Genomic DNA, 23,264 nt, shown 5'->3' with positions numbered 1-23,264 from the left:
AGTTAATCACAGTCATTCCTTTGGCAAATACCAAACCAGGCTGCCCGTCCAATATTTTTGTTGGTTGAGGCTACTCCACTGGTTAGTAAGCACTTCAGCCTGTTTTGGCACAGCTCAAGTTGATCTGAAGTTGGGTGTAGCATTGTACGCCTTTGGGGTTGTCGTGTTCGATGGCTTCCAGAGAGTTGTCGATCAGTTGACCGACGGCGCTTGCCCAGAGTTTTTTCTCAAGACTGTTGAGAAACTGTTGACCGGTTGAATCCATGGAGTACTCGAAAGTAGGTAGTTCCCGTCCAAAAACTCTAGCCCTTGAGCCACCGGATACGTAGCGAATTGAAGACTCTGGAAATGACTTGAAAATTGCAAGTTTTTTCCAGAGCCTACGGGAATCAAGGGTTTCAGGGGTAAAAACAAAAGTCCTGTTTTTGACGTTACGTCCTGCTACATAAGGAGTGCAGAGTTTTTGGACGGAAACTAGGTAAGAATTAGACACGCTACCACCCGGAGATATAGCCATGGTCGTTTAAAGGCTGGCAAAGCATGGGACTCGATAGCTCTGAGGGGTGATTTTTAAGATGATAAGATTGTACTCATTTCCACCGCCTGTCGGCCAGTAGTAAAACCCTGTGTTTATTTCTAAATGCCTTAAGTGTGAAAGGATTTATGCGGCTGGTGGCGGTGAATGAGTAGGTAATAGCAGTAGAGAGGATTAACTGTTAACCCATTAATGCATTACCGATAGGCGGTGGGTAGGAGAAAGCTTGAAAATCAGGGTATACCCGAAAACGCGTACAACCAACTGTTTTAAAACGAGAAAAAATTCCCCGCCAAAAACGCAAAAGTGGGGAATTTTTTAGAGAACTTCTCAGGGTAAAAAGGCTTTTTCGGCAAATGACGGCTTGTGTCGGGCGGTGGCGAAAGGAGGTATGTGGGGAAATAAAGGTGTAACTGTTTGAATACAGGGTAGAATATACAGGCTCAGGCGTTTTGAGAAAGTGATGATCAATCAGGAAAATGGCGGAGGGACAGGGATTCGAACCCTGGGTAGGCTATTAACCTACGCTGGTTTTCAAGACCAGTGCTTTCAACCGCTCAGCCATCCCTCCGTAGGGCATAACTCCACTAGAATGTGGGGCTACTGAGACTTTATATAGAACAGACTATAGAAAAATGGCGGAGGGACAGGGATTCGAACCCTGGGTGGGCTATTAACCCACGCTGGTTTTCAAGACCAGTGCTTTCAACCGCTCAGCCATCCCTCCGCAGCAACGGGAATGAATATTACCTGAAAACGACCAACTGTCAAACCCTTGAAAACCAAAGGATATATCCGAATCCGATTTTTTTTGTCACATTGCATTGAAAAAACCAACGACTGTTACGGTTTCGTAACAGTGAATACGCTATTATGGCCATCTTGTAAAAAGAGGTTCTGGATATAGCCGGTGTGTCCAGCTCTGGTATACTCCTTATATAAGCCCCAATGCGAGGAATAAAAGATGGAACGAAAACCCACCGCTGTAGCGTCAAGGTCGACACAGGTCGGCAGCGGCATTGAAATCAATAGTGTACTGCGCAACACCTACATGTTGCTGGGTATGACTCTGCTGTTCAGTGCTTTCACTGCTGGTGTAGCTATGGCACTGGAAATCAGCCGTATGACTGCCATGGTACTGAGCCTGGTGGGCTTTGGCCTGATTTTTGTCGTGAATAAAACCGCTGATTCAGCCAAGGGGCTGGTCGCTGTCTTTGCTTTCACTGGTGTTTTGGGCGCAGCTCTGGGCCCTATGTTGAATTACTACCTGGCTCTGGCTAATGGACCTTCCCTGGTTATGCAGGCTCTGGGTGGTACAGCCGTTGTTTTCTTTGCTTTGTCAGCCTATGTCCTGGTTTCCCGTAAAGACTTTTCATTTATGGGCGGTTTCTTGATGGTAGGCCTGATTGTTGCGGTTATTGCCAGTATTGCCTTGATCTTCTTCCAGATTCCGGCGGCCTCTATGGCTCTGTCTGCAGCTATTGTGCTGTTGATGTCCGGATTCATTCTGTTTGATACCAGCCGTATCATTCATGGTGGTGAGACCAACTATATTCGCGCTACAGTTTCTCTGTACCTGAATATTTATAACCTGTTTACGGCTCTGCTTTCTCTGCTGGGTATGTCTTCTGACGACTGAGTATTCAGTGTTTGATGAAAATACCCCGGGGTTTTGCCCCGGGGTATTTTTTTGCCTGTCAGATAAGTGGGAAGTGAATACGGTTCACGATGAGCTGTGAAGGTGCCTTCTCATGGAAAAGATTCTCTCTGGTCGTTTGCAGATCCTGATTGTTCTAGGTTGGTTATTTAGCGTCACGGGATATGGGCAGGAACTGAGCAGGGATGTTTGTATCATAGGGGGCGGCGCTTCAGGGATGTATGCAGCGCTCAAATTAGCAGATAAAAAATATTCTGTTGCGGTTCTCGAAGCAAAAGGGCGACTGGGTGGGCATGCTCAGACCTATCGGGCTGAACCCTGGGGCTCAGTCTACGATTTGGGCGTCAGAATATTTCCAGAGAGTGATACGGTCAAAGAGGTGTTTGATCGCTTTGGCCAGAAGCTCGTGCGTGCATCTATCCTCGATTTAAAAAGGAAATATGTCGATTTTGAAAGCGGTGCGCTGTCTGATTATCAGGAGCCCTCTTATCGATCTACGCTGATATCCCTCTTTTATTACTGGTATTACTCAAGGTATATACCTACTCCTTTTTGTTGAGGCCTGGTACTCATTTACCTGATCCTGTGCCAGAAGATTTGTTGCTCACAATGGGAGAATTCCTCAAAAAGAAGGAAATTGATATTGGGTTCACGCCATTGATTCATTACCTGCAGGGGTATGGCTCCATTGAGAATGTGCCCATGCTGTATGTTTTTAAGAACATTACCCATCGAGTGGCATATTCTATTCTCAGGGACAGCTTCCAGACGCCAGCCGAGGGGGGGGGACGCTATTTATCCGGCTATTTCGAAAGAAATAGCTCAGTTAACCGGTAAGCAAGCGGTTTTTCTGAACCTCCAGATACAAAAAGTAAGAAGAGTCGAAGACGAGCCCGTCTTGGTTGAAACTTATCAGAATGGCTAGCGTCTTGAATTCTCCTGCAATTATTTATGTGTTTCTGCGCCACCACTGCTAGAGACATTCGGTACCGTGTTTGATTTTGATGAGCACGAGCGGTTACTTTTGAGCAAATTCAAGGCCAGGGGCTACTGGACCGCGGTTGTCCGGGCAGAGGGTCTGGACAAGGATAAAGGGGTTTTTAATGTCAATACCAAAAATATGATCAAGGCTGCCAGGTTCCCGGGTATTTATGCTGTGCTACCCATGCCATTTTCAGATCATTATAATGTGCTATTTGGCGCGGAAGATTTGTCGCTTTCCGATGATGACGTCAAGCAGCGCATCAGGGATGATATTGAACGATTGAGTTTTCGGGGCAGCAAAGTTAAGTTCAAAGAGTTTGTTGAGTTCCATAATCACTCTCCCTTTGGACCTTACGTAGAAGTGGATGATATTCGCAATGGTTTCTATCAAAATCTGAACAAGCTGCAGGGTAGACACTCTACCTATTATATAGGGACTGCCTTGTCGGGACCGAGTACGCCAGATTGCTGGGATCATGTAGCCGACCTTGTGAACGACTATTTTCCTGCTAACAATCCGGCTTCACGTCGGTCCGATGAACTTTGAGTGAACAAAGTACGGTCTCCATGAAGTGCTTAAAGATAATTTTGTAGATTGGAGTCTGTGAATGAAATATGCACTGGCTGTTTATGGTGCTGCCAGTACTGGGCAGTCTTCACTGACCGCATTGTCTTTTGCCCGAGCTCTGTTGGTTTCTGGTCATGAAGTGATGCGTGTCTTTTTTTATCAGGAAGGTGTACACAATGCTACCAGCCTGACTTCTCCTCCTCAGGATGAGCAGAATCTTCCTGAGCAGTGGCAAAGGCTGATAGCAGAACATGATATTGATGCAGTTGTCTGTATTGCAGCAGCTCTCAGACGGGGAGTGGTCAGTGTCGATGAGGCAGAAAGGTATGAGTTGTCAGCCAGCAACCTCAGAGAAGGTTATGAACTTTCGGGGCTGGGGCAGTTGCTTGAGGCAGCCGTTGAGGCAGATCGTCTGGTAACTTTTGGAGACTGATTATGAGTCAAACCCTTTGTATTATATCGACTCAGGCTCCTTATCGTGGCCAGTTTGCCAAAGAAGCTCTGGATGCTGCTCTGGTGTCTGCCACTTATGACATTCCAACCAGTCTTTTACTGATGGGCGATGGGGTTTATCAGATACTGGACGGACAGTCTCCTGAGCAATTGGGCAGAAAAAACCTTTCGTCCATGTTTCAATCGCTGGAGCTATACGGAATTGAGACAGTCTATGTAGACGGAGAGTCGCTGGAAGAGCGCAATCTTGATCCTGAACAGTTGTTACCTTTATACACTCTCCTGGAAGGTGATGCCGTTGCATCCTTTCTGGCACAGCATGACAAGGTTTTGAGTTTCTGATGGCTACTTTGCATACCGTGAATAAAACCGGGCAGCCCCTGGAGCTTTGCTTGAGAGCCCTCAATGCCGGTGACAATGTTTTGCTTTTGGAAGAGGGCGTTTATGCTCTTTATGAAGCCAGTGATGTGCTGTCTGATTTGCTGAAGCATGTGGCCGTTTATGTGCTGGAGGCGGATGTGTTGGCCAGAGGGATGACCAACCGGGACAATCTGGATATTGGTATGGTGGACTATCAGGGGTTTGTTGAACTGACTGAAGCCAATGACAAGGTAGTGAGCTGGTTTTAGAGTATGATCGACTTAAAGCGTGATAAAGAGGGTTATCTGGTTAATCTCAGTGACTGGAGTCCAGAGGTTGCCACTCAGTTGGCAGCTGATGATGATGTTATCCTGACTGACGAACACTGGGAAATTCTGAATCTGCTCAGAGAGTTCTATCAGAAGTTTGAGCATGCCCCCAGCCAGAGACCCTTCGTAAAGTTCATTGCCAGCCAGCTTGGGAAGGAAAAGGGTAACAGTATTTACCTGATGACATTATTCCCGGGCAGCCCCGCCAAGCTGGCGGCCAGAATCGCGGGTTTGCCCAGACCGACTAACTGTTTCTAGTCTTTTCGACACTCAAAGGTAATGTCCAGGCTGTGTCGTTCATTGCTCATCATGATATGACCGTCCTGGATGCTGGCGCTGAGCTGCATGTTGCGCTCAGCCAGCTCGGCCAGAGCTTTACTTGAGTTTTCCTCTAGGTTAAGTACTTTCAGATTCTGAAAACGATCCAGCTTTCCAGCCATCTGATCCCACCAGGTATCAGAAGTTCTGCCACCATAGTTGATGAGTACAACCGAGTGTGCACGGCCACAGGCTTTACGGATTCTTTTTTCATCGGGCTGGCCCAGATCAATCCAGAGTTCTATTTCATCACTGTAATTCTTAAGCCATAGATCGGGTTCGTCGTCTGTGCTCAACCCCTTGGTGAATGAAAGCTGTTCATCCGCAAACAGGGTAAAAGCCAAAAGCCGAATCATCATTCTCTCGTCAGTCTCAGACGGGTGACGGGCGATAGTGAGAGAGTGATTTTGATAATAATGCCGATCCATATCGGCAATGTGCAGTTCGGTTTTGAATATGGTGGCTTTGAGCGCCATTTCTACATCCAGTCTTAAAAAGATTAGAGCCCGACACTACAGACTCTGGATGGGCTCATCAAGGTTGGATTAAGTAGTTTCAACCTGAAAAATAGCTTGTATCCGTTTATGAAAAACGAATAATATTCGCTCTTATTTCCAAGTGTTTTCATCCTTATGTCCAGACAGCAGAAGCGCATACAGAGAGAGGCCGAGATCGTTGCTGCCACACTCCTCCTGCTGGAAGAGAAAAGCTTTCTTGATCTACGAATGTCTGATGTGGCTCAGGCCGCAGAATGTTCAATGGGAGCAATTTATTCTCATTTTTCCAGCAAAGAAGATCTGCTACTGGGGTGTGAATACTTTCTGACCCGGCAAAAAATTCAGGTATTGCACCGCATCATTGAGGCCGAGCTCACCTCTCTTGAAAAAATGGTCATGATCTCTCTGTGCATGTGGAAAATTAATCAGGATCGACCTGAGCATTTTGCGCTCAGTCAGCTGGCTATGAACCCCAGCGTCTGGCAAAGAGCCTCTTCCAATCGCAGCAATGCAATGAATGAATTGGGTGACTATATCGATGGTCAGCTCAAGACCCTGGTTCGATTGGCTCTGGTTGAAAATGCTATTGAAGATGTGACGGATCAGTCAGTAGCAGAGTTGATGATGGGGCTCTGGGGCTTGTCCAGTGGTCTTTATCAAATCAAGGAATCAGGTTTTGGTGTTTTCAATGCTGACTTTCGAGAAGACGACGGGGTTGATCTACACTTGGCAAATATTGAGCGTTATCTGGCGGGCTGGAAACTTCACTCAGCTATTCCCAGATCACGGTTGAGCCAGCTGGCAGACGTCGTGAGTTCCTACACCGCACTTGAAGCAGCATCCTGCTGATTTTTTATGATCCCCTTTGACTGGGGATTTTTTAGAACATCTTTCGAATAATATTCGGAATTTTGGGCAGTTTATGCCTGAGAGGGAGAAGGTTTATGAAATCGCCGTTCAGCCTGCACAAAGGCAGGGCTTTTACAAAAAGAAATAAGTTGAGTTATTCCCTGCTCTTCATAAGCTCATTGGTGGCTGCGGCTCTGACTCTTTCGGGTTGCTCGCAACCACAGGAAGAGCAGAAAGAAATGATTCGCCCTGTAAAGTTGTTTCAGGTTGAAGATTCCAACGCCGGAAATTTAAGACAGTTTCCAGCCAAGGTCTATGCCAGTGAAGAAGCTGAAATCTCTTTTCGTATTCCTGGAGAACTGGTCAAGTTTCCAGTGAAGCAGGCAGAAGAGGTAAAAAAAGGACAGCTGCTGGCTAAGTTGGATGATCGGGATATTCGTAATGAATTGGCTGCCCGGCAGGCTGATTATGATCTGGCAGAAGCAGAAAATAACCGGATTAAATCACTGCGTAAGAAGAAAGTTGTTTCCCAGTCTGAGCTGGATAACTCCAATGCCAAGCTGAAATCAGCACAGGCAGCTTTGCAGTTAGCTAATGACAAACTGAAATACACCGTACTGAAAGCGCCTTTTGATGGACGTGTTGCCCAGACACTGGTTGAAAACTATCAGTTTGCACAGGCACAACAAACCATTTTGATACTGCAAGGCAGTAATACTCTGGATGTCAGTATTCAGGTTCCAGAAAGTATTGTGTCCAATGTCCGTGAGGAAAATATCGACCGCAACTATCAACCAGTTGCCACGTTTGCAGGAAGACCAGGCACAGAGTACAGGGTCACTTATAAAGAGCACTCCACCAAGGTAACACCTGGCACTCAGTCGTATGAAGTGGTGTTCACCATGCCTATTCCTGAAGACTTGACCGTTTATCCAGGCATGGGTGCAACCCTGACTCTTGACCTGTCTAAAGTTTCACCCCGCTCAAATGCAGGTCAGCACTTTGTCGTTCCGCTGTCTGCGGTTCTGAAGGATGACGCTACCGGCAAGGAGCAGGTCTGGGTATTTGATCAGCAAAACAATACGGTGAATCCGGTTGAGGTGACTGTGGGTACCATTTTTCAATCAGGTATCGAAGTGACTTCCGGGCTCAAGGAAGGTGATCGCATTGTTTCGGCAGGTGTTAATCGTCTGCGTTCCGGTATGGCCGTCAAGCCACTGCAGCGTGAGCGGGGGCTGTGAGCATGAATATCGCAGAGTATTCAATACGTAACAAAGTCATCAGCTGGATGTTTGTTGTCCTGCTGTTGATTGGCGGAACGATATCGTTTTTTGGTCTGGGACAGCTGGAGTTTCCTGAATTTCCCATTCCTCAGGCTATGGTCAATACCGCCTATCCGGGGGCCTCGCCTCAACAGGTTGAGGAAGAGGTAACTCTCCCGCTGGAACGAGCTATTCAAGAACTGGAATACGTTAAAAATATCGATTCTGTTTCTAATGCGGGTGTCTCCCAGATCATGGTGGAATTGAAAGATGAATTCACTGCCAGCGATCAGCCTCAAATCTGGGATGAGCTTCGTCGGAAAGTTAATGATGCACAGTCGTCTATGCCGCCGGGTGTGCTGCCTTCGATCGTGAACGATGACTTCAGTGATGTCTTTGGCATCATGCTGAATATCAGTGGCCATGATTTCAACTACCGTGAGTTGGAAAACTATGGTGACTTTCTTCGCCGTGAACTGTCTCTGGTGGATGGGGTCAAGAAGGTAAGTCTTGCAGGCACTGTAGACGAACAGGTTGTCATCGAGATCTCACAGTCCAAAGTGGCTGCACTGGGTGTGGATCCGGCTTATATCTACAGTCTGATCCAGAATCAGAATGTTGTGTCCAATGCCGGAGATATGTTTATTGATGGCTTTTCGGTGCGTATTCATCCTACAGGAGAATTCAAGGACATCAGTGAACTGAAACAGCTGGTAATCAGCGCGCCAGGCACGACTGAATTGATTTATCTGGGTGATATTGCTGATATTCACAGCACATTTGATGAGACCCCTCTGAACCTTTACCGAAGTAATGGTGAGAAAGCGATTTCCCTGGGTATCTCTTTTGCCAAGGGTGTCAATGTAGTGGATGTGGGTGAAGCCGTGAATGCCCGTCTGGCAGCACTGGAATCCAGTCGCCCGCTGGGTATCGATTTTACGGTGGTTTATGATCAGCCCGAAGTCGTACGAGCTTCGGTAAATGGCTTTCTGATCAGCCTTGCGGAAGCTATTGCCATTGTCATTGTGGTATTACTTTTTGCCATGGGCTTGCGTTCTGGCCTGCTGATGGGGGGCATTCTGTTGCTGACCATTCTGGGTACTTTTATCGGTATGAAAGTGCTGCGAGTGGAACTGCAGTTAATCTCGCTGGGGGCATTAATCATTGCCCTTGGGATGCTGGTTGATAACGCTATTGTGGTGACCGAAGGAGTCCTTGTCGGTTTGCACCGAGGGCTTTCCCGCATGGATGCCATCAAACAGGTAGTCGTCCAGAATCAGTGGCCTCTGCTGGGTGCTACTGTGATTGCGATCATAGCCTTCGCACCTATTGGTTTGTCCCCGGACTCTACCGGCGATTTCATGGTTTCCCTGTTCCAGGTTCTGTCGTTGTCTTTGATGATTAGCTGGGTTCTGGCCATCACATTGACCCCCTTTTTCTGTCATATGATGTTCAAGGAACCTTCTGAAGTTATGGCAGGTAGCGATGCCGATCCATACAAAGGTGCCTTGTTTGTTTTCTATCGCCGTTTCCTGAGTAAAGCCCTGAAACACAGAACTATTTCCCTGGTGTTGACTGTCGCTGCCCTGGCGTTGGCTATTGTAGGATTTGGTCACGTAAAGCAGGCTTTTTTCCCACCTTCCAATACTCCGATCTTTTTTGTCGATGTCTGGATGCAGGAAGGCAGTGATATTCGTGAAACTGAAAAAGCCATCAAGCAGCTTGAACAGGATGCGATGGCCTATGAAGGCGTAGAAAATGTGACGTCGGTGATGGGGATGGGGGCTCAGCGCTTTATTCTGACCTATGCACCCGAAAAAAGTTACAGCAGTTATGGGCAGCTGATTATTCAAGTAGACGATAGGGATCGGATTAAGGCATTGGTTGGCCCTATGGAAAAGGCCATGAATGCCAAATACCCTGGCATTGAATTTAAGTTCAAACTTCTGCAAAACGGACCTTCGCCTGTCGCTAATATTGAAGCAAGGTTTTATGGGGCAGATCCTGAAGTGCTGCGAGAGCTGGGTGCCAAGGCTATAGCCATCATGGAGGCAGAACCTTCAGCCTCCGATATCAGGCAGTCCTGGCGAGAACGGGTAACCATTGCCCGTCCACAGATTGATGAAGCGGCAGCCCGAAGAAGTGGCATCTCAAAACAGGCATTGGATGATGCTTTGCTGGTGAACTTCACAGGCATGCAGGTAGGCGTCTATCGAGATGGAAGTCATCTGTTGCCAATACTGGCCAGAGCGCCGGAAGAAGAACGGCTGAATGCTAATACACTGACGGATCTTCAGGTTTGGAGTCAGGAGCGTAATGCTTTTGTACCCGTAGCGCAGGTCGTGAGTCGTTTTGAGTCGGCGACTGAAAATCCGTTGATTATTCGTCGTAATCTCAAGCGTGTTCTGACCGTAATGGCGGATGCGAGACCGTTTACCGATGAAACTCCGGAATCGGTTCGACTGAAACTGAAAAGTAAAATTGAGTCCATCACCCTGCCAGAAGGTTATAGCCTGGAATGGGGTGGGGAGTATGAGATGTCCAGTGAAGCTAAGGGTAATGTCTTCAAGTCTTTGCCTATGGGCTATCTGATCATGTTTATCATTACCGTATTTTTGTTCAGTACTATCCGACAGCCTTTGGCTATCTGGTTTACGGTCCCGCTGGGCGTTATTGGCGTATCAGCGGGTCTGCTTGCACTGAATATGCCGTTCACGTTCACCGCCTTGCTGGGTTTGTTGAGCCTTTCAGGGATGTTGATAAAGAACGGTATTGTGCTGGTGGAACAGATCAATATTGAGGAAGAGAAAACAGGGCATCTGGGTCATGCCATTGTGGATGCTGCTGTCAGCAGGGTGCGTCCAGTCTGTATGGCGGCACTCACAACTATGCTGGGAATGATTCCACTGGTGTTTGATGCTTTCTTCAGCTCAATGGCAGTTACTATTATATTTGGTCTGGGCTTTGCAACGATTCTGACCTTGATTGTTCTTCCTGTGACCTATTCATTGTTATATAAGGTCAAGTACGACTAAATTGAGCAGCGGGTTTGCAGTAGAGATTGGATAGCAGGGAAACTGATGGGTTCCCTGCTTATCTGGATGGTTATGTTTATTTCTGGGTAATGGCGGGTTCGTGAATACTTTTGTCATTCCTCAGGGCGTGGTAATAAAGGCTGTCGAATACTTCAGGATAATCCACCCCGGCAAACTCAAGGATTTCTGCCAGTTGGCGTGCGGTGTACCCTTGTCCAAGCAAGGCAGTAAGGCTTTCTTCAAAGTCTTCCCGGGAAGTCAGAAAGGCTCGGTAATAGGGGCGATTTGAAACATCAATCAGGCCTTCAGCATAAGAAGGTATCAGTTTCAGCATGGCGCTTTTCAGAAGGTTGGGGTCAATCAGTCTGCTTGATTCAACCCGAGTCAGGGATTCGGCCTGGTGGCAGGAACGGCGCTTGGCTGGATCACTCGACGGCTGTGGAGTCATTTTCTTACACGCCTTAATCTGCTGCTCCAGTTTTGGCATGATTTCAGTGGATTCCAGAAAAGGGGTGATCTGCCCTGACAGACTTTTCTGACTCCACTCTGCCAGTTTTTTCTGCATACCATTTTTGATGCTGACCAATATCTCAGGTCCAATACCTTCGCGACCCAGACGCATCATCCATTTTGCCAGTAGTGCTTCATTGATGTTATCGACGGTGTTACCCGGCTCTGCCAGCATCTCTTTGAGATAGGACAGATAGAGACTTCTGATCTGAAAACGATATCCTTCTGTTACCATACCGCTGGGGCTGCTGAGGTAGGCATCGGCCATCATTCCATAACGAACAGCAGCAGACACTAATGGCATGGGAGATTCATCAGTCAACTCGGGTTGTATGGCTGTCTTAAGGGTCAGTTCAGGCTGAGTGGATTCAACCGGTTTTTGATTGGCATGCAGAGCTGGTGACAAAATCAGGAGTAGGGGGAGAATATAATTTTTCTTCATCAGGTCATCCAGTGATCAGTTGCAGGAGTGGAGTTAGGTTTGTATCGGCAGAAATGGACATGGATGAGGCTTCTGATTAGAGGAGTTTGTTTCTTCTTTTTACAAACTGTTGGTTGTTAGATTGATGAATATCTTCCAAGAAGTGAACGAACAGTCGTCTTGTTGGTCTGCGCTGTACTGAGTTTTATAGCGTGTTTAAACAGAGTTATGTTATTAAAAAATCGAAATCGAAATCGAAATCGAATTGTGGGGATGTCTCTGCTGGCTCTGGTGTTATTGCAGACAGGCTGTGCAGGCAGAGATGCTCATCCAATTGCTGTACGACAGTATGGGGATATCAATCGCTCTTGTGCCGCTCTGGAAGGCGAGATGATGTTTATAGAGGGAGAGATCAGCAGACTGATGCCCAAAACGGATAAAACCGGTAAAAACGTAGCTCTGGGCGTAACGGGTGTTTTCTTTTTGGTTCCATGGTTTTTTATGGATCTGAGTCAGGCAGAACAAATCGAAATTGATGCCTACCGTCAGCGCTATAATCACCTTCTTAGCCTTGCTCAGGATAAAAACTGTTCCAACCAGTCAAGAGTTCCTATCCCGGATTTTCGTGATCCCAGTGCTTTTCAGCAACAGCAGATGCAGCAGCAGTTGAATCAGCAAGAACTGCAAAGAATGCAAATGGAACAGATAAAACTTCAGCAGGAAGTGTTGAAGAAAAATCTGGAGAAAAAATAGACCAAGCCTTTTGGCAAGGATGCTAAAAAAGGACTTCGCTGGCCCTTCATTGCCTTTCCAGAGGCATTAGTCGTCTCATCTTTCAGGGCTTTAGTAATGAAAGAGAAGCATTCAGTTCAATCCAATGATTCAGTCAGGCATTGTTTTTTGGTGAGTTTTGATTCCGGCGCTTTCCACCACTGCGTTCTGTTGCAAAGTTAACACGCAGGGGTCTGCCGTTCATTTCCTTACCATCCATGGACAGTGCCGAGTCAGCATCACTGCTTTCGAAAAAGGTAATAAAGGCAAACCCTCTGGAGCGGCGAGTGTCTCTGTCAGTAATGACATGGATTTCATCGATCTCACCGAATTGCTCAAAGGCTTCTTGGAGGTCACTTTCATTACTGTTGAAAGGAAGGTTACCTACAAACAGTTTATTCTGTTGCATGGTAAATAGGTCTCCGATTTTCTCAAGGCTGACTGTAACCCGGGTACGAGGCATCAGGTATGCCCGGCCAGGTATTGGACAGCATCATTATTCAAATTCAGGCTTATTGCACAGGGCTATCTATCAGGAACATTTCGGCATCAGTGATGCGTAAAATGTTGCTTCGATTCTTAGATGTTAAAATGCCAACCCCACGGTTGCAGATTCCCATGAAATATTTTCTTTGTCCTTTAATACTGAGGATTCCTGAATATTATTTCTATCGCTCTTGGCCGTTTCGGAATCACTTCCTGAATATTCTGGTTTTTATGAATTGACCCATCAACACATTCGGTAAGTCAAAAAACGAATCAATGAATGGCTCAATACTGTCATGGCCTGACAATCTAGCCATGCTTCCAGATTATAACCTCATTGTTTTATGTCAAGCATGAAATTGAGGTGAATCCTTTTAAAAGGATAATGGGGAAGGGAAGTGTTCAGGGCTCTAACGGCAAAGCCGTGAACACGAATGATTAGGCAAAAAAATCAGTGTCCTTTACATGAACATCCAGAGTGGCTGATACCTTCCTGATTTTGAAGCAGTTTTCCTTTTTTAAGAAACAGTTCGACCAGACTCTGTGCACTATGACCCTGCTCAGAACAAGTGTGGAAAACAGCCTGGGCACCAAAACGTTCAGTCATCTGTGCCAGCAGCGCGGATTTTTCGATGGGCTGAGGCAGCTCCTGAAGAAGGTTGAGTAACTTGCGACCGTGAACGGAAGTAGTCATGGGATTTCCTGAGAATCGATTAAAAACTTAAGATTTAAAGATACTCTCTGCTGAGGATTTTGACATAGGGGCAAACCCTGAAATTATGTGATTTGGATGTTCTTCCAAGCTGTCTGCAGTATCCGTTTGTTGGGAGAGTGAGAGATGCCCTGGTTTTTCATGATCAGGCATTCTGAACGTTATTTGGGGCTCAGTCGCCACCTGGCCGATCGCCCTGTCCCGGTCTCAGGTAGCCGGACGAACAAACCGTGAAATCATAATAGTAGGGCTTAATACTCCAATGGCCGCTTCGATAACGACCAGACTTTTGGCGATCGAGGCGACCGGAGTAATATCTCCATACCCCAGTGTGGTCAGATTGATAAAGCTGAAATAGATAAAGTCTGGCCAGTCGTAGGTGCCATGACTCGGAAAGTCAAAAGCGCCAGGTAACACCAGGTTGAGGAGAGTGTAGATAAAACCAAAGGTGATTCCGGTCAGAAAATAAAAGTTAATAGCCGCCAACAGTTTCTCGTTCAGACCTTCGTCTGAAAACAAATGCCCCATTAATAACACCATCAGTGCCAGCTGAAACAATATGACCAGCATGAGACTGGCTGTATCTGCCCAGAGTGGGGTATTTCCTTGCCCAATCAGAATACGAATAGCTAATAGAGATAGACCGGTGATCTGCAGCCAGCGACGTACTTTAATCTGATTTTCAGTCAGTCTTGCCAGAACCGTCATCAATGAGGCAATAATGAGGAGTGAGAAAATTTGACCGCCTATTGTGTTATCTTCCACGGAAACCGGCACAAGAACGGATACCAGCAGCGTCAACAGAAGCCCACTGAGCAGTTGGTTGTTACTGAATCGGGACATTTCGGGACTCATAATGATGAAAAAACTGGTGCTAAATGGATCAGCAAAAAACCGGGGGCATATCCATGGCGAGCAGATGCGCGAAGACATCAGCGAAGTGCTGGACTACTACCGGTCACGTTTTCTGACAGACAGGGGAAAGCTAGAGTCGCATGTTCATCTGCTGATGCAGAAGGTCCTGTCATTCAGACCCCATTATAAAGAGGAAATGGATGCTATTGCAGCTGCTGCAGGGGTTGAGCCTTTCTGGATATATTGTATTAATGCCCGCAGTGAGTTGATGTCTTCCCCTGTTGAGTGCTCTTCTGTTGCTTTTCCGAAGCTGGGGTTGGCAGGACAGAACTGGGATTGGGCTGAAGCACTGGAAGGTCATTTGGCTCTGGCAGATATTGAGTTGGAAAATGGCCATCGATTCCTGACCATGACGGAACCCGGCATGCTGGCCAAAATCGGAATGAATTCAGCTGGTCTGGGTGTCTGTTTGAATATTCTGCCCGCTAAGCAAAAACTGACGGGGTTACCCGTTCATATTCTTTTAAGAGCCTTGCTGGAGTCCCAAAGTCTTCAGGAAGCCCGATTACTGATCGAAGAACATGGAGCAGGGAAGGCCAGTCATATTATGGTGTCTGACCAGTCAGAAACACTGGCTGTGGAATTGTCTCCTGATCAACCCTGGTTTCAGTCAACCGAGCAAGACTCATACTTGCACACTAATCACTATCTTCAGTCAGGCCAGGCGCAACCCACGTCTTCCAGACCCTGTACTGAGACCCGGCTCAAAAGACTGCAGGAAACATTACTGTATAATCCTGAACTGAACCTTAAGACAATGAGGCAACTGCTTGATAATAATGAAAAACCCTTTCCAGTCCTAAGAGCCTACAGCTATCATGAGTTGACCGGGAATGGAGGCACTTTAGTGACCCTGATGATGGATCTTGGTAAACGACAAATGTTGTTGAGAGAAGGTTTTGATCCGGAGCGGGGTTTTGAGAGCTATAGCCTTGCGTAGCCTATGCCACATTGAGCATGGTATCTTGAAGTAATATCTTTATATCAAGGCTGTCAGGAGATTGAACGGGAATCGAATGTCGGAAACGATCACCAAAAAGCGTAAACGAGCCGCAAAAGAAAAACCGGTACCTAAAGCCATAACGGGTATTCGCGATTCAGTTGCTGGAGAAGGGATTGCAGAAGCCAGTGCTTTAGCACTCAGGTTTAGAGAAGCGGGTATGCTCTTCCTGCTGGTGCTGGCTGCTTTTACGGCATTGGCGCTGTTTTCATACAGCCCAACAGACCCCGGTTGGAGTTACGCTGGCTTTGAAGGCCAAGTGGCTAACAGTACCGGTCAGGCAGGCGCCTGGTTCAGTGATGTCCTGTTCTCTCTGTTTGGTGTGTTTGCCTGGTGGATTCCTGTGCTGCTGATGATCAAAACCATTCTAGTTTTTCAGCACCGTTACACGGCCTGGAGTTGGCAGCCAACCTGGTTTGTTTTACGTTCATTGGGCTTACTGTTGGCTTTGGCCACGGGCGCTGCACTGGCTGCGATTCATATGGAAAATTTGGGTCGTAACCTGCCAGCACAAAGCGGCGGTATCCTGGGTCAGCTGATCATGAGCAAGTCACTTCCTGCCTTTAATACCATTGGCAGTAGCTTGATTTTGTTAGCTATTTTCTTGATCGGTTTCACGCTTTATACCCATCTTTCCTGGTTTCGTGTACTGGATGCCAGTGGCCGTATTTTGAAGAGAATCCTGGCCAGATTGGGTCAGGGCAGTGTCTGGCTGGTTGAAACGGTTCAGTCACGAATCACCCGTTGGAAAGAACAGCGAGAGCTGGATCGTGAAACGTTTGAAGTATCCCAACCTGAACCAGAATCTGAGCCTGTTCTTGAGCCGGCAATTACGGCCTCCAGGGGGCGTCAGGAACCAGTGGTTGTTCTGCCTGCCCCTGAGCCGGAGATTAAACCCAGAAAGTTAAGCAAGATTGCAGTGGCCCAGAAAGAAGAGGCGGTTGAGATTCCTCCAGAAGGTGAGCTTCCGGGCGTAGGGCTGTTGGATCAGGTCAAAGATCATGGTAGCGGTGTTAACCAGGACGAACTGGAAGTAGTCTCTCGTTTATTAGAAGCCAAGCTGGCAGACTTTGGTGTCAAAGCTGTCGTCGTTGCTGTGCATCCGGGGCCGGTGATTACCCGATATGAAATTCAGCCTGCTCCAGGTGTGAAGGCCAGCAAGATTTCAAACCTTGCCAGAGACCTGGCTCGTTCTCTTGCTGTTGTCAGTGTTCGGGTAGTGGAAGTGATTCCAGGTAAGTCCGTGATGGGTATTGAGATTCCCAATGATGACCGGGAAACGGTATTTTTCGCTGAGTTGATTGCCTCCAAAGTTTACGATGAGGCTTCTTCTCCACTCAGTCTCGCTCTTGGACATGATATTGCCGGTCAGCCGGCGGTAGTGGATCTGGCAAAAATGCCACACCTGCTGGTGGCGGGTACTACTGGCTCCGGTAAGTCAGTGGGCGTCAATGCTATGTTGCTGTCCATGTTATTTAAATCAGGCCCGGAAGAAGTTCGCCTGATCATGATTGACCCGAAAATGCTGGAACTGTCTATTTACGACGGCATTCCTCATTTGCTCTCACCTGTAGTGACTGACATGAAAGAAGCCGCTAACGCACTGCGCTGGTGTGTGGCGGAAATGGAGCGTCGATACAAGTTGATGGCGGCTCTGGGCGTTCGGAATATTGCCGGTTACAACAGAAAAGTGAAGGACGCTGCGGCTGCCGGTGAGCCTCTTCGTGACCCCTTCTACGAAGCGTTGACTCTGGGCGACCTGGCTCCAGAGCTGGAATCCCTGCCTTTCATTGTGGTGGTGGTGGACGAGTTTGCTGACATGATGATGATTGTTGGCAAAAAGGTAGAAGAGCTGATTGCCCGTATTGCTCAAAAAGCCCGTGCTGCCGGTATTCATTTGATTCTGGCGACACAACGCCCCTCGGTGGATGTTATCACTGGTTTGATCAAGGCGAATGTTCCTACCCGGATCAGTTTTCAGGTATCCAGTAAAATTGACTCCCGTACCATTATTGATCAGGGGGGAGCCGAACAGCTTCTGGGCCATGGTGATATGCTTTACCTGCCGCCGGGTACCAGTGTTCCCATTCGTATTCATGGTGCTTTCGTCAGCGATGATGAAGTCCATCGGGTTGTCGCAGATTGGAAGAAGCGGGGCGAGCCTGATTATGTGGAAGAAGTCCTCAATGGTGTAGAGTCTGCTTCTGATGGCAGTGCCTTCAGTGGTGGACTGGATGAAGATTCCGAGAAAGATGCCCTGTATGATGAGGCCGTCGCATTTGTGACTGAAAGCCGGAGGGCTTCTATTTCGTCAGTACAGCGTAAATTAAAGATCGGATACAACCGGGCTGCGCGTATGATAGAGGCAATGGAAGCAGCCGGAGTTGTGAGTCCGGCAGGCCATAATGGTAATCGTGAGGTGATTGCACCACCTCCCGTGAAGGATTGAAGTTGAGTGTTTAAGAAAATCTCCCAAGTAGCTGTAATGACAGCTGTTTTTAGTTTCTCTTCGCAGTTGTTGGCAGCCCCTCAGGAGCAGCCTGCACCTGTTATGCTGACTGAGCAACCCGTTAAAAGCGTTGATGTCAGCAAAGGACTGAATGACGAAAAAGCCTCTCACTCTTTGGCTGAAAAGCTGGAAGCCCTGAAAAGTCTGACCGCTCATTTCCAGCAGGATGCGATTTCTTCGGATGGTCGTAGCCAGACTGAATCAGGTGAGATGCAGATGAAGCGTCCTGACCTTTTCCGCTGGGTGACCACTGAACCTTACAAACAGGAAATTGTGGCTCATGGCAGCAAAGTCTGGATGGTGGATAGTGACCTGCAACAGGTGATCATCCAGAAACAGGATGCCCGTATGGCTAACACACCGGCACAGTTGTTGACGGGTAATGCCCGGGAGTTGTTGAAGCAGTACAATGTGTCTGTTTACAGCAAGGACCGGAATGAGAAATTCACCCTGACCCCGAAAGCAGAGTCGGATCTTTTTGAAAAGCTGAACATTGATTTTCGACAGGGAACGCTGACCTCCATTGAGTTGTCAGATTCTCTGGGTGGCAAACGCAGAATTCTGTTTTCAGAGGTCAAGGAGAACGGGCAGGTGAATGACGACCTGTTCGAGGTGAAACCTCCCAAAGGCTTTGACGTAATAGATGAGACCCGGGGTTAACTTTGTATTCTGCAGGTCTGTTTGACGAAGAGTCATCCCGATATGAACCTCTTGCTGCACGCATGAGGCCTCGTAATCTGGACGAATACCTGGGTCAGGAGCATATTCTGGCCAGAGGCAAACCTCTGCGAGAAGCACTGGAGCAGGGTGCCATTCATTCCATGATTTTCTGGGGACCTCCCGGGGTAGGCAAGACCACTCTGGCCCGTTTGGTTGCCGGAGTCTGTGACGCTCATTTCGAGACACTGTCTGCCGTGCTCTCTGGTGTAAAAGATATTCGTGCAGCCGTTGGCAGAGCTCGCGATGAGCAGATGACCCGTCAGCGGAAAACCATCCTGTTTGTGGATGAGGTGCATCGTTTTAACAAATCCCAGCAGGATGCGTTTCTGCCTCACATTGAAGACGGCACGATTACTTTTATCGGTGCGACCACCGAGAATCCTTCCTTTGAACTGAATAACGCCTTGCTCTCCAGGGCAAGGGTTTATGTGTTAAAACCCTTGGCAGACGATGCGCTCAGAGAGGTGCTTCATCAGGCTTTGTCTGATGAGCGTGGTTTTAAAGACAGTCCTGTTTCTCTTGAACCAGAGGCTGAGGACATTCTGGTTCGATATGGTGATGGAGATGCCAGGCGAGTACTGAACATTCTGGAAGTCGCGGCGGATCTCAGTGAGAGCGGTCTTATAAAAGCGACCACGGTAACAGAAATCCTGGCAGACAGCGGCCGGCGCTTTGACAAGGGCGGTGACGCTTTTTACGATCAGATCTCAGCCTTTCACAAATCAGTGCGAGGTTCAGACCCTAATGCTGCACTTTACTGGGCCGCCAGAATGGTTGATGGCGGTGCAGACCCGCTCTACATTATCCGCAGGTTAGTAGCCATTGCCAGTGAAGACATTGGTAATGCCGATCCCAGAGCTCTGGAAATCACCATGAATGCCTGGCAGGCGTTTGAGCGTCTGGGTAATCCGGAAGGCTTACTGGCTCTGGCACATGCCACCGTCTATTGTGCCTGTGCACCCAAGAGTAATGCCGTCTATCTGGCCTGGAAAGCGGCGATGGCCGATGTAAAAGGCAACCCTTCCTTTGAAGTACCGAATCACCTCAGAAATGCGCCCACCCAACTGATGGGGTCTTTGGGTTACGGTGCTGAATACCGTTATGCCCATGACGAGTCCAGAGCATATGCGGCGGGCGAGTGTTATTTTCCAGAAAATATGGAAGCCCGAAAGTATTACCAGCCCAATGATCGTGGTCTGGAAATCAAAATTCGTGAGAAACTTGAGAAACTGGCTGAATGGGATCAGCAAAGCCCGAAGCGGAGAAGGCAGTAGCGATAGACTCCGTTCATCCTGAGCCTGTCGAAGGATGCTGGGTAGGCACTTCGACAAGTTCATTGCGATATCGCAGGGCTGTACCCGTTGTGAGAGAACTTAATCCGGATTGTGATTATTTTGCTTCGATAGCCTGAAAGACCAGCAAGGCTGCAGGAAATTCAGGCCGTTCTTCCAGTATGTGGTGATCAGTCAGTTGCCATTGAGCCTGCTCACCGATTTCACGAAACTGCTTAATACTTTCCGGGAAATCAAACTGGCTGATGTGTTCCAGAACAGAGTCCTGCCAGTTGCCTTTCAACCCCTTAATGCTTCTGAAATAGCGGCTGACATTTTCAAGGTATTGTTCTCTGTTCTGGTCCTTGAGTCTTATGGAATCAATCATTAAAAACAGACAGCCAGGTTCTGCCTTGGTTCTGACTTCTGAGAAAAGGGCCTGTTTTTCTTCCAGAGAACCATGATGAATAGCGAAGCTACTGAATATCAGGTTGTGAGACTCTTTAACTGGCAAGGACTCGAAGATATTGTTAAGGACAAAGTGGGTTTCAACGCCGGGTCTGGTCATATTCTTCCTAGCCATAGCCAGAACAGATTTCGAAAGATCTACAGCAGTATAAGAGCTCAGTGAGAGATCTCGGGTTATCTTTTTAGTTACTGAAGCATCGCCACAGCCCAGATCAAGAAGGTGTATGTTCTTATTGGAAAAGTGTTTTTTGGCGGCCCGGGCAGCAGCCTCTATCAGCTGCTGATGACCCATAACATTCTTGTCTACCAGACATTGGTAGCAGTGCCATTGCTCATTGAAAATATCAACTTCTGAACGATGTTTCATTGGCTTTAAATGTGTTCGATGATGGAAAGAAAGATGAGTATCTGGTTAGGTATTCAAGATACCCGATATCATTGAAGCAGGTCAGCGCAACCTGTCCAATCTTTGAGGCTAATTGTTGTTACCTCTGCAGTGTACCCTACTGCTAATGAGGAATCGCTCATGGTATCTTGGCGTGTATCTCACCTTATAGGGTGGGCTTTGTTCCATACAGCTTCAGGTTAGAGGTCTTGATTTGATGAACTTGTGGGCAAGGCTGTTGCCAGAAAACTGACAGGAGTTAAGATGCAAGCTACACACTGGATCGCCGTTGCTGCAGGTGGCGCATTGGGAGCCGTTCTAAGAGCATTTATCTATGAACTCTTTGTTCTGACGCGTAATCCACATCTGCATCATTATCCGACATTAACCGTTAATCTGGTGGGCTCGGTTATCATGGGCGTTTGCTGGTATCTGCTGGTAGAAAAAGCCATGTTACCACCTGCCTGGAAAATATTTGTTATGACCGGTTTTCTGGGGGCTCTCACCACGTTCTCGACTTTCTCACTGGACTTAATGAGACTGCTTCAATCCGATCAGTTGCTCACAGCACTGGCTTATGGGGTGGGTAGTGTGTTGCTGTGTTTGCTGGGTACCTGGCTGGGGTATCAGGGGATTCGCTGGGCTCTGTAAAACTGGCCAGAGGTCATCCTTTATTAACAGGCTCGACAGTCCATTTGACCAGCTATGCATAAGTATTCTGTTTCCTCAGTAAACAATTTCCGTAATTAAAGGGCCTGCCCCTTGTGAATTTGCAGACTTTCCTTATTATTGGTGCTTCACGGAGGTTCGTTCAGGATCTTCGCACTCGTCCTGATTCAGGACCACTAGAATTGTTCAAGACATAAGGTTACGGAATTCACATGCTGGATCCCAAATACGTTCGCAGCAACCTCAATGAAGTGGCTGCATTGCTTCGTAAAAAGCATTTTGAGCTGGATGTAGAAAGACTGAACGCTTTGGAAGAGCGTCGCAAGTCCCTGCAGATTCACACCGAACAGCTGCAAAGCGAACGTAAGTCCGGTTCGAAGGAATTCGGCAAGATCAAATCCCAGGGCGGTGATATCTCCGAGCTCAAGGCCCGTATGGACCAGCTCTCTGCAGAGGTCAAAGAGTCCGAGCACGAACTGTCAGCCTTGCAGGTAGAACTGAATGATCTGCTGCTGGGTGTGCCCAACCTGCCTCATGAGTCTGTACCGGAAGGGAATGACGAAGAGGACAACGTTGAAGTGCGTCGCTGGGGGACTCCGGTTGATTTCGAATTCGACATCAAGGATCACGTCGATCTGGGCGAGCCTTTGGGTCTGGATTTTGAAACCGGCGCCAAGCTGTCTGGTGCACGTTTTACACTGATGCGGGGTGGAATTGCTCGCCTGCATCGTGCCCTGGCGCAATTCATGCTGAATGTTCAGACCGATGAACATGGCTATGAAGAAGTGAATACTCCGGCACTGGTCCATGATACGGCTCTGCTGGGTACTGGCCAGCTGCCAAAGTTCAGCGAAGACCTGTTCAAGACCGAGTGTGCTGAAGCAGAAAAGTCATACTACCTGATTCCGACATCCGAAGTGACGCTGACCAACGTGGCTCGTGAAAGTATTCTGGATGAAGCGGAGCTACCTCTAAAACTGACTGCACATTCCTGTTGTTTTCGCAGCGAAGCAGGCAGTCATGGGCGTGATACTCGTGGTTTGATCCGCCAGCATCAGTTTGAGAAAGTTGAAATGGTTCAGGTGGTTCATCCTTCAAAATCCTTTGAGGCACTGGAAGAAATGACAGGTCATGCTGAGGCTATTCTGCAGAAGCTGGGACTGCCCTATCGTGTAGTAGCTCTCTGTGGCGGTGATCTCGGTTTTGGTGCGACCAAGACTTATGATCTGGAAGTCTGGTTGCCGGGTCAGGGTAAATACCGTGAGATTTCTTCTGTCAGTAACTGTCTGGACTTTCAGGCTCGCCGTATGCTGGCCCGCTTCCGTAACCCGGACACCGGTAAACCGGAACTGCTGCATACTCTGAACGGATCAGGCCTGGCTGTTGGCAGAACGTTGGTGGCCATTCTGGAAAATTACCAGAATGAAGACGGCTCCATTAATATCCCGGAAGTACTTCAGCCTTATATGGGTGGCGTCACAGCTCTGGGTAAATAATTCAGTTTGAAAAGCAGGTCTGCAGTCTTGCAGGCCTGTCCCTTCCCAAGTCAGCTCTCACGCTGCGCATCATTTCCCATGTTT

General features: G+C 47.8%; 25 protein-coding genes and 2 tRNA genes. 18 read left to right on the top strand and 9 right to left on the bottom strand.

The window, feature by feature from the left end:
* Window positions 1-94: 94 nt before the first annotated feature.
* From GZ78_RS29880 to GZ78_RS22025, 3 genes are all read right to left on the bottom strand, one after another.
* The gene (locus GZ78_RS29880; protein ID WP_152558884.1) at window positions 95-493 is read right to left on the bottom strand and encodes a hypothetical protein; all 399 of its coding nucleotides are present in this window, start codon (window positions 491-493) and stop codon (window positions 95-97) included.
* A 522-nt stretch (window positions 494-1,015) separates the two neighbouring features.
* A tRNA-Ser gene (locus GZ78_RS22030) sits at window positions 1,016-1,106 on the bottom strand.
* A gap of 65 nt (window positions 1,107-1,171) precedes the next feature.
* Window positions 1,172-1,262: transfer RNA gene (locus GZ78_RS22025), tRNA-Ser, on the bottom strand.
* A gap of 237 nt (window positions 1,263-1,499) precedes the next feature.
* Between GZ78_RS22025 and GZ78_RS22020 the strand changes: the two genes are divergently transcribed.
* The 8 genes from GZ78_RS22020 to GZ78_RS21985 all read left to right on the top strand — a co-directional run bounded on the left by GZ78_RS22020 (window position 1,500) and on the right by GZ78_RS21985 (window position 5,144).
* Complete coding sequence (locus tag GZ78_RS22020) at window positions 1,500-2,174, top strand: Bax inhibitor-1/YccA family protein (protein WP_034840998.1); 675 nt, start codon at window positions 1,500-1,502, stop codon at window positions 2,172-2,174.
* A 112-nt stretch (window positions 2,175-2,286) separates the two neighbouring features.
* Entirely contained in the window at window positions 2,287-2,751 is a 465-nt protein-coding gene (locus tag GZ78_RS22015) for an FAD-dependent oxidoreductase (RefSeq protein WP_034840997.1), read from the top strand.
* A gap of 50 nt (window positions 2,752-2,801) precedes the next feature.
* On the top strand, window positions 2,802-3,029 hold the full coding sequence (locus tag GZ78_RS29105) for a hypothetical protein (RefSeq protein WP_152558883.1): 228 nt from the start codon (window positions 2,802-2,804) through the stop codon (window positions 3,027-3,029).
* 154 nt (window positions 3,030-3,183) lie between these two features.
* Complete coding sequence (locus GZ78_RS22005; RefSeq protein ID WP_034840994.1) at window positions 3,184-3,723, top strand: hypothetical protein; 540 nt, start codon at window positions 3,184-3,186, stop codon at window positions 3,721-3,723.
* Between the two features lie 61 nt (window positions 3,724-3,784).
* A complete protein-coding gene (gene tusD / locus GZ78_RS22000; RefSeq protein WP_034840993.1) occupies window positions 3,785-4,177 on the top strand; it encodes a sulfurtransferase complex subunit TusD in 393 nt (130 codons plus the stop codon).
* Window positions 4,178-4,179: 2 nt separating this feature from the next.
* Window positions 4,180-4,539 carry a sulfurtransferase complex subunit TusC gene (tusC, locus tag GZ78_RS21995; protein ID WP_034840990.1) on the top strand — a complete coding sequence of 120 codons (360 nt, stop codon included), beginning with the start codon at window positions 4,180-4,182 and terminating at the stop codon, window positions 4,537-4,539.
* Window positions 4,539-4,826 (top strand): sulfurtransferase complex subunit TusB, encoded by a 288-nt coding sequence (gene tusB / locus GZ78_RS21990; RefSeq protein WP_034840987.1) that lies wholly within the window; start codon window positions 4,539-4,541, stop codon window positions 4,824-4,826. Before tusC ends, tusB begins: the two co-directional genes overlap by 1 nt.
* Before the next feature lie 3 nt (window positions 4,827-4,829).
* Entirely contained in the window at window positions 4,830-5,144 is a 315-nt protein-coding gene (locus GZ78_RS21985; RefSeq protein ID WP_034840984.1) for a TusE/DsrC/DsvC family sulfur relay protein, read from the top strand.
* Here the strand turns inward: GZ78_RS21985 and GZ78_RS21980 are convergent.
* Window positions 5,141-5,680, bottom strand: a complete 540-nt coding sequence (locus GZ78_RS21980) for a YaeQ family protein (RefSeq protein WP_034840981.1) — start codon at window positions 5,678-5,680, stop codon at window positions 5,141-5,143. The two genes, GZ78_RS21985 and GZ78_RS21980, sit on opposite strands and share 4 nt — an antisense overlap.
* A gap of 156 nt (window positions 5,681-5,836) precedes the next feature.
* Here GZ78_RS21980 and GZ78_RS21975 point away from each other — a divergent pair, with 156 nt between their 5' ends.
* The 3 genes from GZ78_RS21975 to GZ78_RS21965 all read left to right on the top strand — a co-directional run bounded on the left by GZ78_RS21975 (window position 5,837) and on the right by GZ78_RS21965 (window position 10,847).
* A complete protein-coding gene (locus GZ78_RS21975) occupies window positions 5,837-6,550 on the top strand; it encodes a TetR/AcrR family transcriptional regulator (RefSeq protein WP_034840978.1) in 714 nt (237 codons plus the stop codon).
* 95 nt (window positions 6,551-6,645) lie between these two features.
* Window positions 6,646-7,791, top strand: coding sequence for an efflux RND transporter periplasmic adaptor subunit (locus tag GZ78_RS21970; protein WP_051786440.1), 1,146 nt, complete (start codon window positions 6,646-6,648; stop codon window positions 7,789-7,791).
* Between the two features lie 2 nt (window positions 7,792-7,793).
* Window positions 7,794-10,847 carry an efflux RND transporter permease subunit gene (locus GZ78_RS21965; RefSeq protein ID WP_034840975.1) on the top strand — a complete coding sequence of 1,018 codons (3,054 nt, stop codon included), beginning with the start codon at window positions 7,794-7,796 and terminating at the stop codon, window positions 10,845-10,847.
* A gap of 76 nt (window positions 10,848-10,923) precedes the next feature.
* Here the strand turns inward: GZ78_RS21965 and GZ78_RS21960 are convergent, their stop codons facing one another.
* Entirely contained in the window at window positions 10,924-11,799 is an 876-nt protein-coding gene (locus GZ78_RS21960) for a hypothetical protein (RefSeq protein ID WP_034840973.1), read from the bottom strand.
* Between the two features lie 252 nt (window positions 11,800-12,051).
* On the opposite strand from GZ78_RS21960, the gene GZ78_RS27810 reads away from it, so the two are divergent.
* The gene (locus GZ78_RS27810; RefSeq protein ID WP_236631649.1) at window positions 12,052-12,531 is read left to right on the top strand and encodes a hypothetical protein; all 480 of its coding nucleotides are present in this window, start codon (window positions 12,052-12,054) and stop codon (window positions 12,529-12,531) included.
* A 133-nt stretch (window positions 12,532-12,664) separates the two neighbouring features.
* Here GZ78_RS27810 and GZ78_RS21950 read toward each other — a convergent pair whose 3' ends face one another.
* The 3 genes from GZ78_RS21950 to GZ78_RS27805 form a co-directional block, all read right to left on the bottom strand.
* A complete protein-coding gene (locus GZ78_RS21950; protein ID WP_051786453.1) occupies window positions 12,665-12,958 on the bottom strand; it encodes an RNA recognition motif domain-containing protein in 294 nt (97 codons plus the stop codon).
* A 528-nt stretch (window positions 12,959-13,486) separates the two neighbouring features.
* Entirely contained in the window at window positions 13,487-13,729 is a 243-nt protein-coding gene (locus tag GZ78_RS21940; RefSeq protein ID WP_034840965.1) for a YecH family protein, read from the bottom strand.
* Window positions 13,730-13,954: 225 nt separating this feature from the next.
* Window positions 13,955-14,590, bottom strand: coding sequence for a potassium channel family protein (locus GZ78_RS27805; protein WP_161787461.1), 636 nt, complete (start codon window positions 14,588-14,590; stop codon window positions 13,955-13,957).
* 13 nt (window positions 14,591-14,603) lie between these two features.
* Between GZ78_RS27805 and GZ78_RS21930 the strand changes: the two genes are divergently transcribed.
* The 4 genes from GZ78_RS21930 to GZ78_RS21915 all read left to right on the top strand — a co-directional run bounded on the left by GZ78_RS21930 (window position 14,604) and on the right by GZ78_RS21915 (window position 20,165).
* Window positions 14,604-15,602: a C45 family autoproteolytic acyltransferase/hydolase gene (locus tag GZ78_RS21930; RefSeq protein ID WP_034840962.1), complete on the top strand. Its 999-nt coding sequence runs from the start codon at window positions 14,604-14,606 to the stop codon at window positions 15,600-15,602.
* 76 nt (window positions 15,603-15,678) lie between these two features.
* A complete protein-coding gene (locus tag GZ78_RS21925; RefSeq protein WP_161787460.1) occupies window positions 15,679-18,111 on the top strand; it encodes a DNA translocase FtsK in 2,433 nt (810 codons plus the stop codon).
* Between the two features lie 36 nt (window positions 18,112-18,147).
* Window positions 18,148-18,831, top strand: coding sequence for an outer membrane lipoprotein chaperone LolA (lolA, locus tag GZ78_RS21920; RefSeq protein WP_051786437.1), 684 nt, complete (start codon window positions 18,148-18,150; stop codon window positions 18,829-18,831).
* A gap of 62 nt (window positions 18,832-18,893) precedes the next feature.
* Window positions 18,894-20,165 (top strand): replication-associated recombination protein A, encoded by a 1,272-nt coding sequence (locus tag GZ78_RS21915; RefSeq protein ID WP_051786452.1) that lies wholly within the window; start codon window positions 18,894-18,896, stop codon window positions 20,163-20,165.
* 115 nt (window positions 20,166-20,280) lie between these two features.
* Here the strand turns inward: GZ78_RS21915 and GZ78_RS21910 are convergent, their stop codons facing one another.
* Window positions 20,281-20,997 (bottom strand): class I SAM-dependent methyltransferase, encoded by a 717-nt coding sequence (locus tag GZ78_RS21910; protein WP_034840959.1) that lies wholly within the window; start codon window positions 20,995-20,997, stop codon window positions 20,281-20,283.
* A 282-nt stretch (window positions 20,998-21,279) separates the two neighbouring features.
* Here GZ78_RS21910 and crcB point away from each other — a divergent pair, with 282 nt between their 5' ends.
* On the top strand, window positions 21,280-21,666 hold the full coding sequence (gene crcB / locus GZ78_RS21905; protein WP_034841142.1) for a fluoride efflux transporter CrcB: 387 nt from the start codon (window positions 21,280-21,282) through the stop codon (window positions 21,664-21,666).
* Window positions 21,667-21,896: 230 nt separating this feature from the next.
* Window positions 21,897-23,180 (top strand): serine--tRNA ligase, encoded by a 1,284-nt coding sequence (gene serS / locus GZ78_RS21900; RefSeq protein WP_034840957.1) that lies wholly within the window; start codon window positions 21,897-21,899, stop codon window positions 23,178-23,180.
* Window positions 23,181-23,264: the final 84 nt, after the last annotated feature.

The organism is Endozoicomonas numazuensis (genome assembly GCF_000722635.1).
Classification (GTDB): domain Bacteria; phylum Pseudomonadota; class Gammaproteobacteria; order Pseudomonadales; family Endozoicomonadaceae; genus Endozoicomonas_A; species Endozoicomonas_A numazuensis.
The sequence above is the reverse complement of the archived record's forward strand: the minus strand, read 5'-3'. Positions and strand labels throughout refer to the sequence as shown.

Excerpts from the sequence above, each read along its gene's own strand:
- lolA (WP_051786437.1), top strand. The coding sequence starts at position 18,148 with ATGACAGCTGTTTTTAGTTTCTCTTCGCAGTTGTTGGCAGCCCCTCAG.
- GZ78_RS29105 (WP_152558883.1), top strand. The coding sequence starts at position 2,802 with ATGGGAGAATTCCTCAAAAAGAAGGAAATTGATATTGGGTTCACGCCA.
- GZ78_RS21965 (WP_034840975.1), top strand. The coding sequence starts at position 7,794 with ATGAATATCGCAGAGTATTCAATACGTAACAAAGTCATCAGCTGGATG.
- GZ78_RS21985 (WP_034840984.1), top strand. The coding sequence starts at position 4,830 with ATGATCGACTTAAAGCGTGATAAAGAGGGTTATCTGGTTAATCTCAGT.
- GZ78_RS21960 (WP_034840973.1), bottom strand. The coding sequence starts at position 11,799 with ATGAAGAAAAATTATATTCTCCCCCTACTCCTGATTTTGTCACCAGCT.
- GZ78_RS27805 (WP_161787461.1), bottom strand. The coding sequence starts at position 14,590 with ATGTCCCGATTCAGTAACAACCAACTGCTCAGTGGGCTTCTGTTGACG.
- GZ78_RS21970 (WP_051786440.1), top strand. The coding sequence starts at position 6,646 with ATGAAATCGCCGTTCAGCCTGCACAAAGGCAGGGCTTTTACAAAAAGA.
- tusD (WP_034840993.1), top strand. The coding sequence starts at position 3,785 with ATGAAATATGCACTGGCTGTTTATGGTGCTGCCAGTACTGGGCAGTCT.
- GZ78_RS21910 (WP_034840959.1), bottom strand. The coding sequence starts at position 20,997 with ATGAAACATCGTTCAGAAGTTGATATTTTCAATGAGCAATGGCACTGC.
- GZ78_RS21915 (WP_051786452.1), top strand. The coding sequence starts at position 18,894 with ATGAGGCCTCGTAATCTGGACGAATACCTGGGTCAGGAGCATATTCTG.
- GZ78_RS21975 (WP_034840978.1), top strand. The coding sequence starts at position 5,837 with ATGTCCAGACAGCAGAAGCGCATACAGAGAGAGGCCGAGATCGTTGCT.
- GZ78_RS21950 (WP_051786453.1), bottom strand. The coding sequence starts at position 12,958 with ATGCAACAGAATAAACTGTTTGTAGGTAACCTTCCTTTCAACAGTAAT.
- GZ78_RS22020 (WP_034840998.1), top strand. The coding sequence starts at position 1,500 with ATGGAACGAAAACCCACCGCTGTAGCGTCAAGGTCGACACAGGTCGGC.
- GZ78_RS21940 (WP_034840965.1), bottom strand. The coding sequence starts at position 13,729 with ATGACTACTTCCGTTCACGGTCGCAAGTTACTCAACCTTCTTCAGGAG.
- GZ78_RS27810 (WP_236631649.1), top strand. The coding sequence starts at position 12,052 with ATGTCTCTGCTGGCTCTGGTGTTATTGCAGACAGGCTGTGCAGGCAGA.
- GZ78_RS21930 (WP_034840962.1), top strand. The coding sequence starts at position 14,604 with ATGATGAAAAAACTGGTGCTAAATGGATCAGCAAAAAACCGGGGGCAT.
- GZ78_RS21925 (WP_161787460.1), top strand. The coding sequence starts at position 15,679 with ATGTCGGAAACGATCACCAAAAAGCGTAAACGAGCCGCAAAAGAAAAA.
- crcB (WP_034841142.1), top strand. The coding sequence starts at position 21,280 with ATGCAAGCTACACACTGGATCGCCGTTGCTGCAGGTGGCGCATTGGGA.
- tusB (WP_034840987.1), top strand. The coding sequence starts at position 4,539 with ATGGCTACTTTGCATACCGTGAATAAAACCGGGCAGCCCCTGGAGCTT.
- tusC (WP_034840990.1), top strand. The coding sequence starts at position 4,180 with ATGAGTCAAACCCTTTGTATTATATCGACTCAGGCTCCTTATCGTGGC.
- serS (WP_034840957.1), top strand. The coding sequence starts at position 21,897 with ATGCTGGATCCCAAATACGTTCGCAGCAACCTCAATGAAGTGGCTGCA.
- GZ78_RS21980 (WP_034840981.1), bottom strand. The coding sequence starts at position 5,680 with ATGGCGCTCAAAGCCACCATATTCAAAACCGAACTGCACATTGCCGAT.
- GZ78_RS22015 (WP_034840997.1), top strand. The coding sequence starts at position 2,287 with ATGGAAAAGATTCTCTCTGGTCGTTTGCAGATCCTGATTGTTCTAGGT.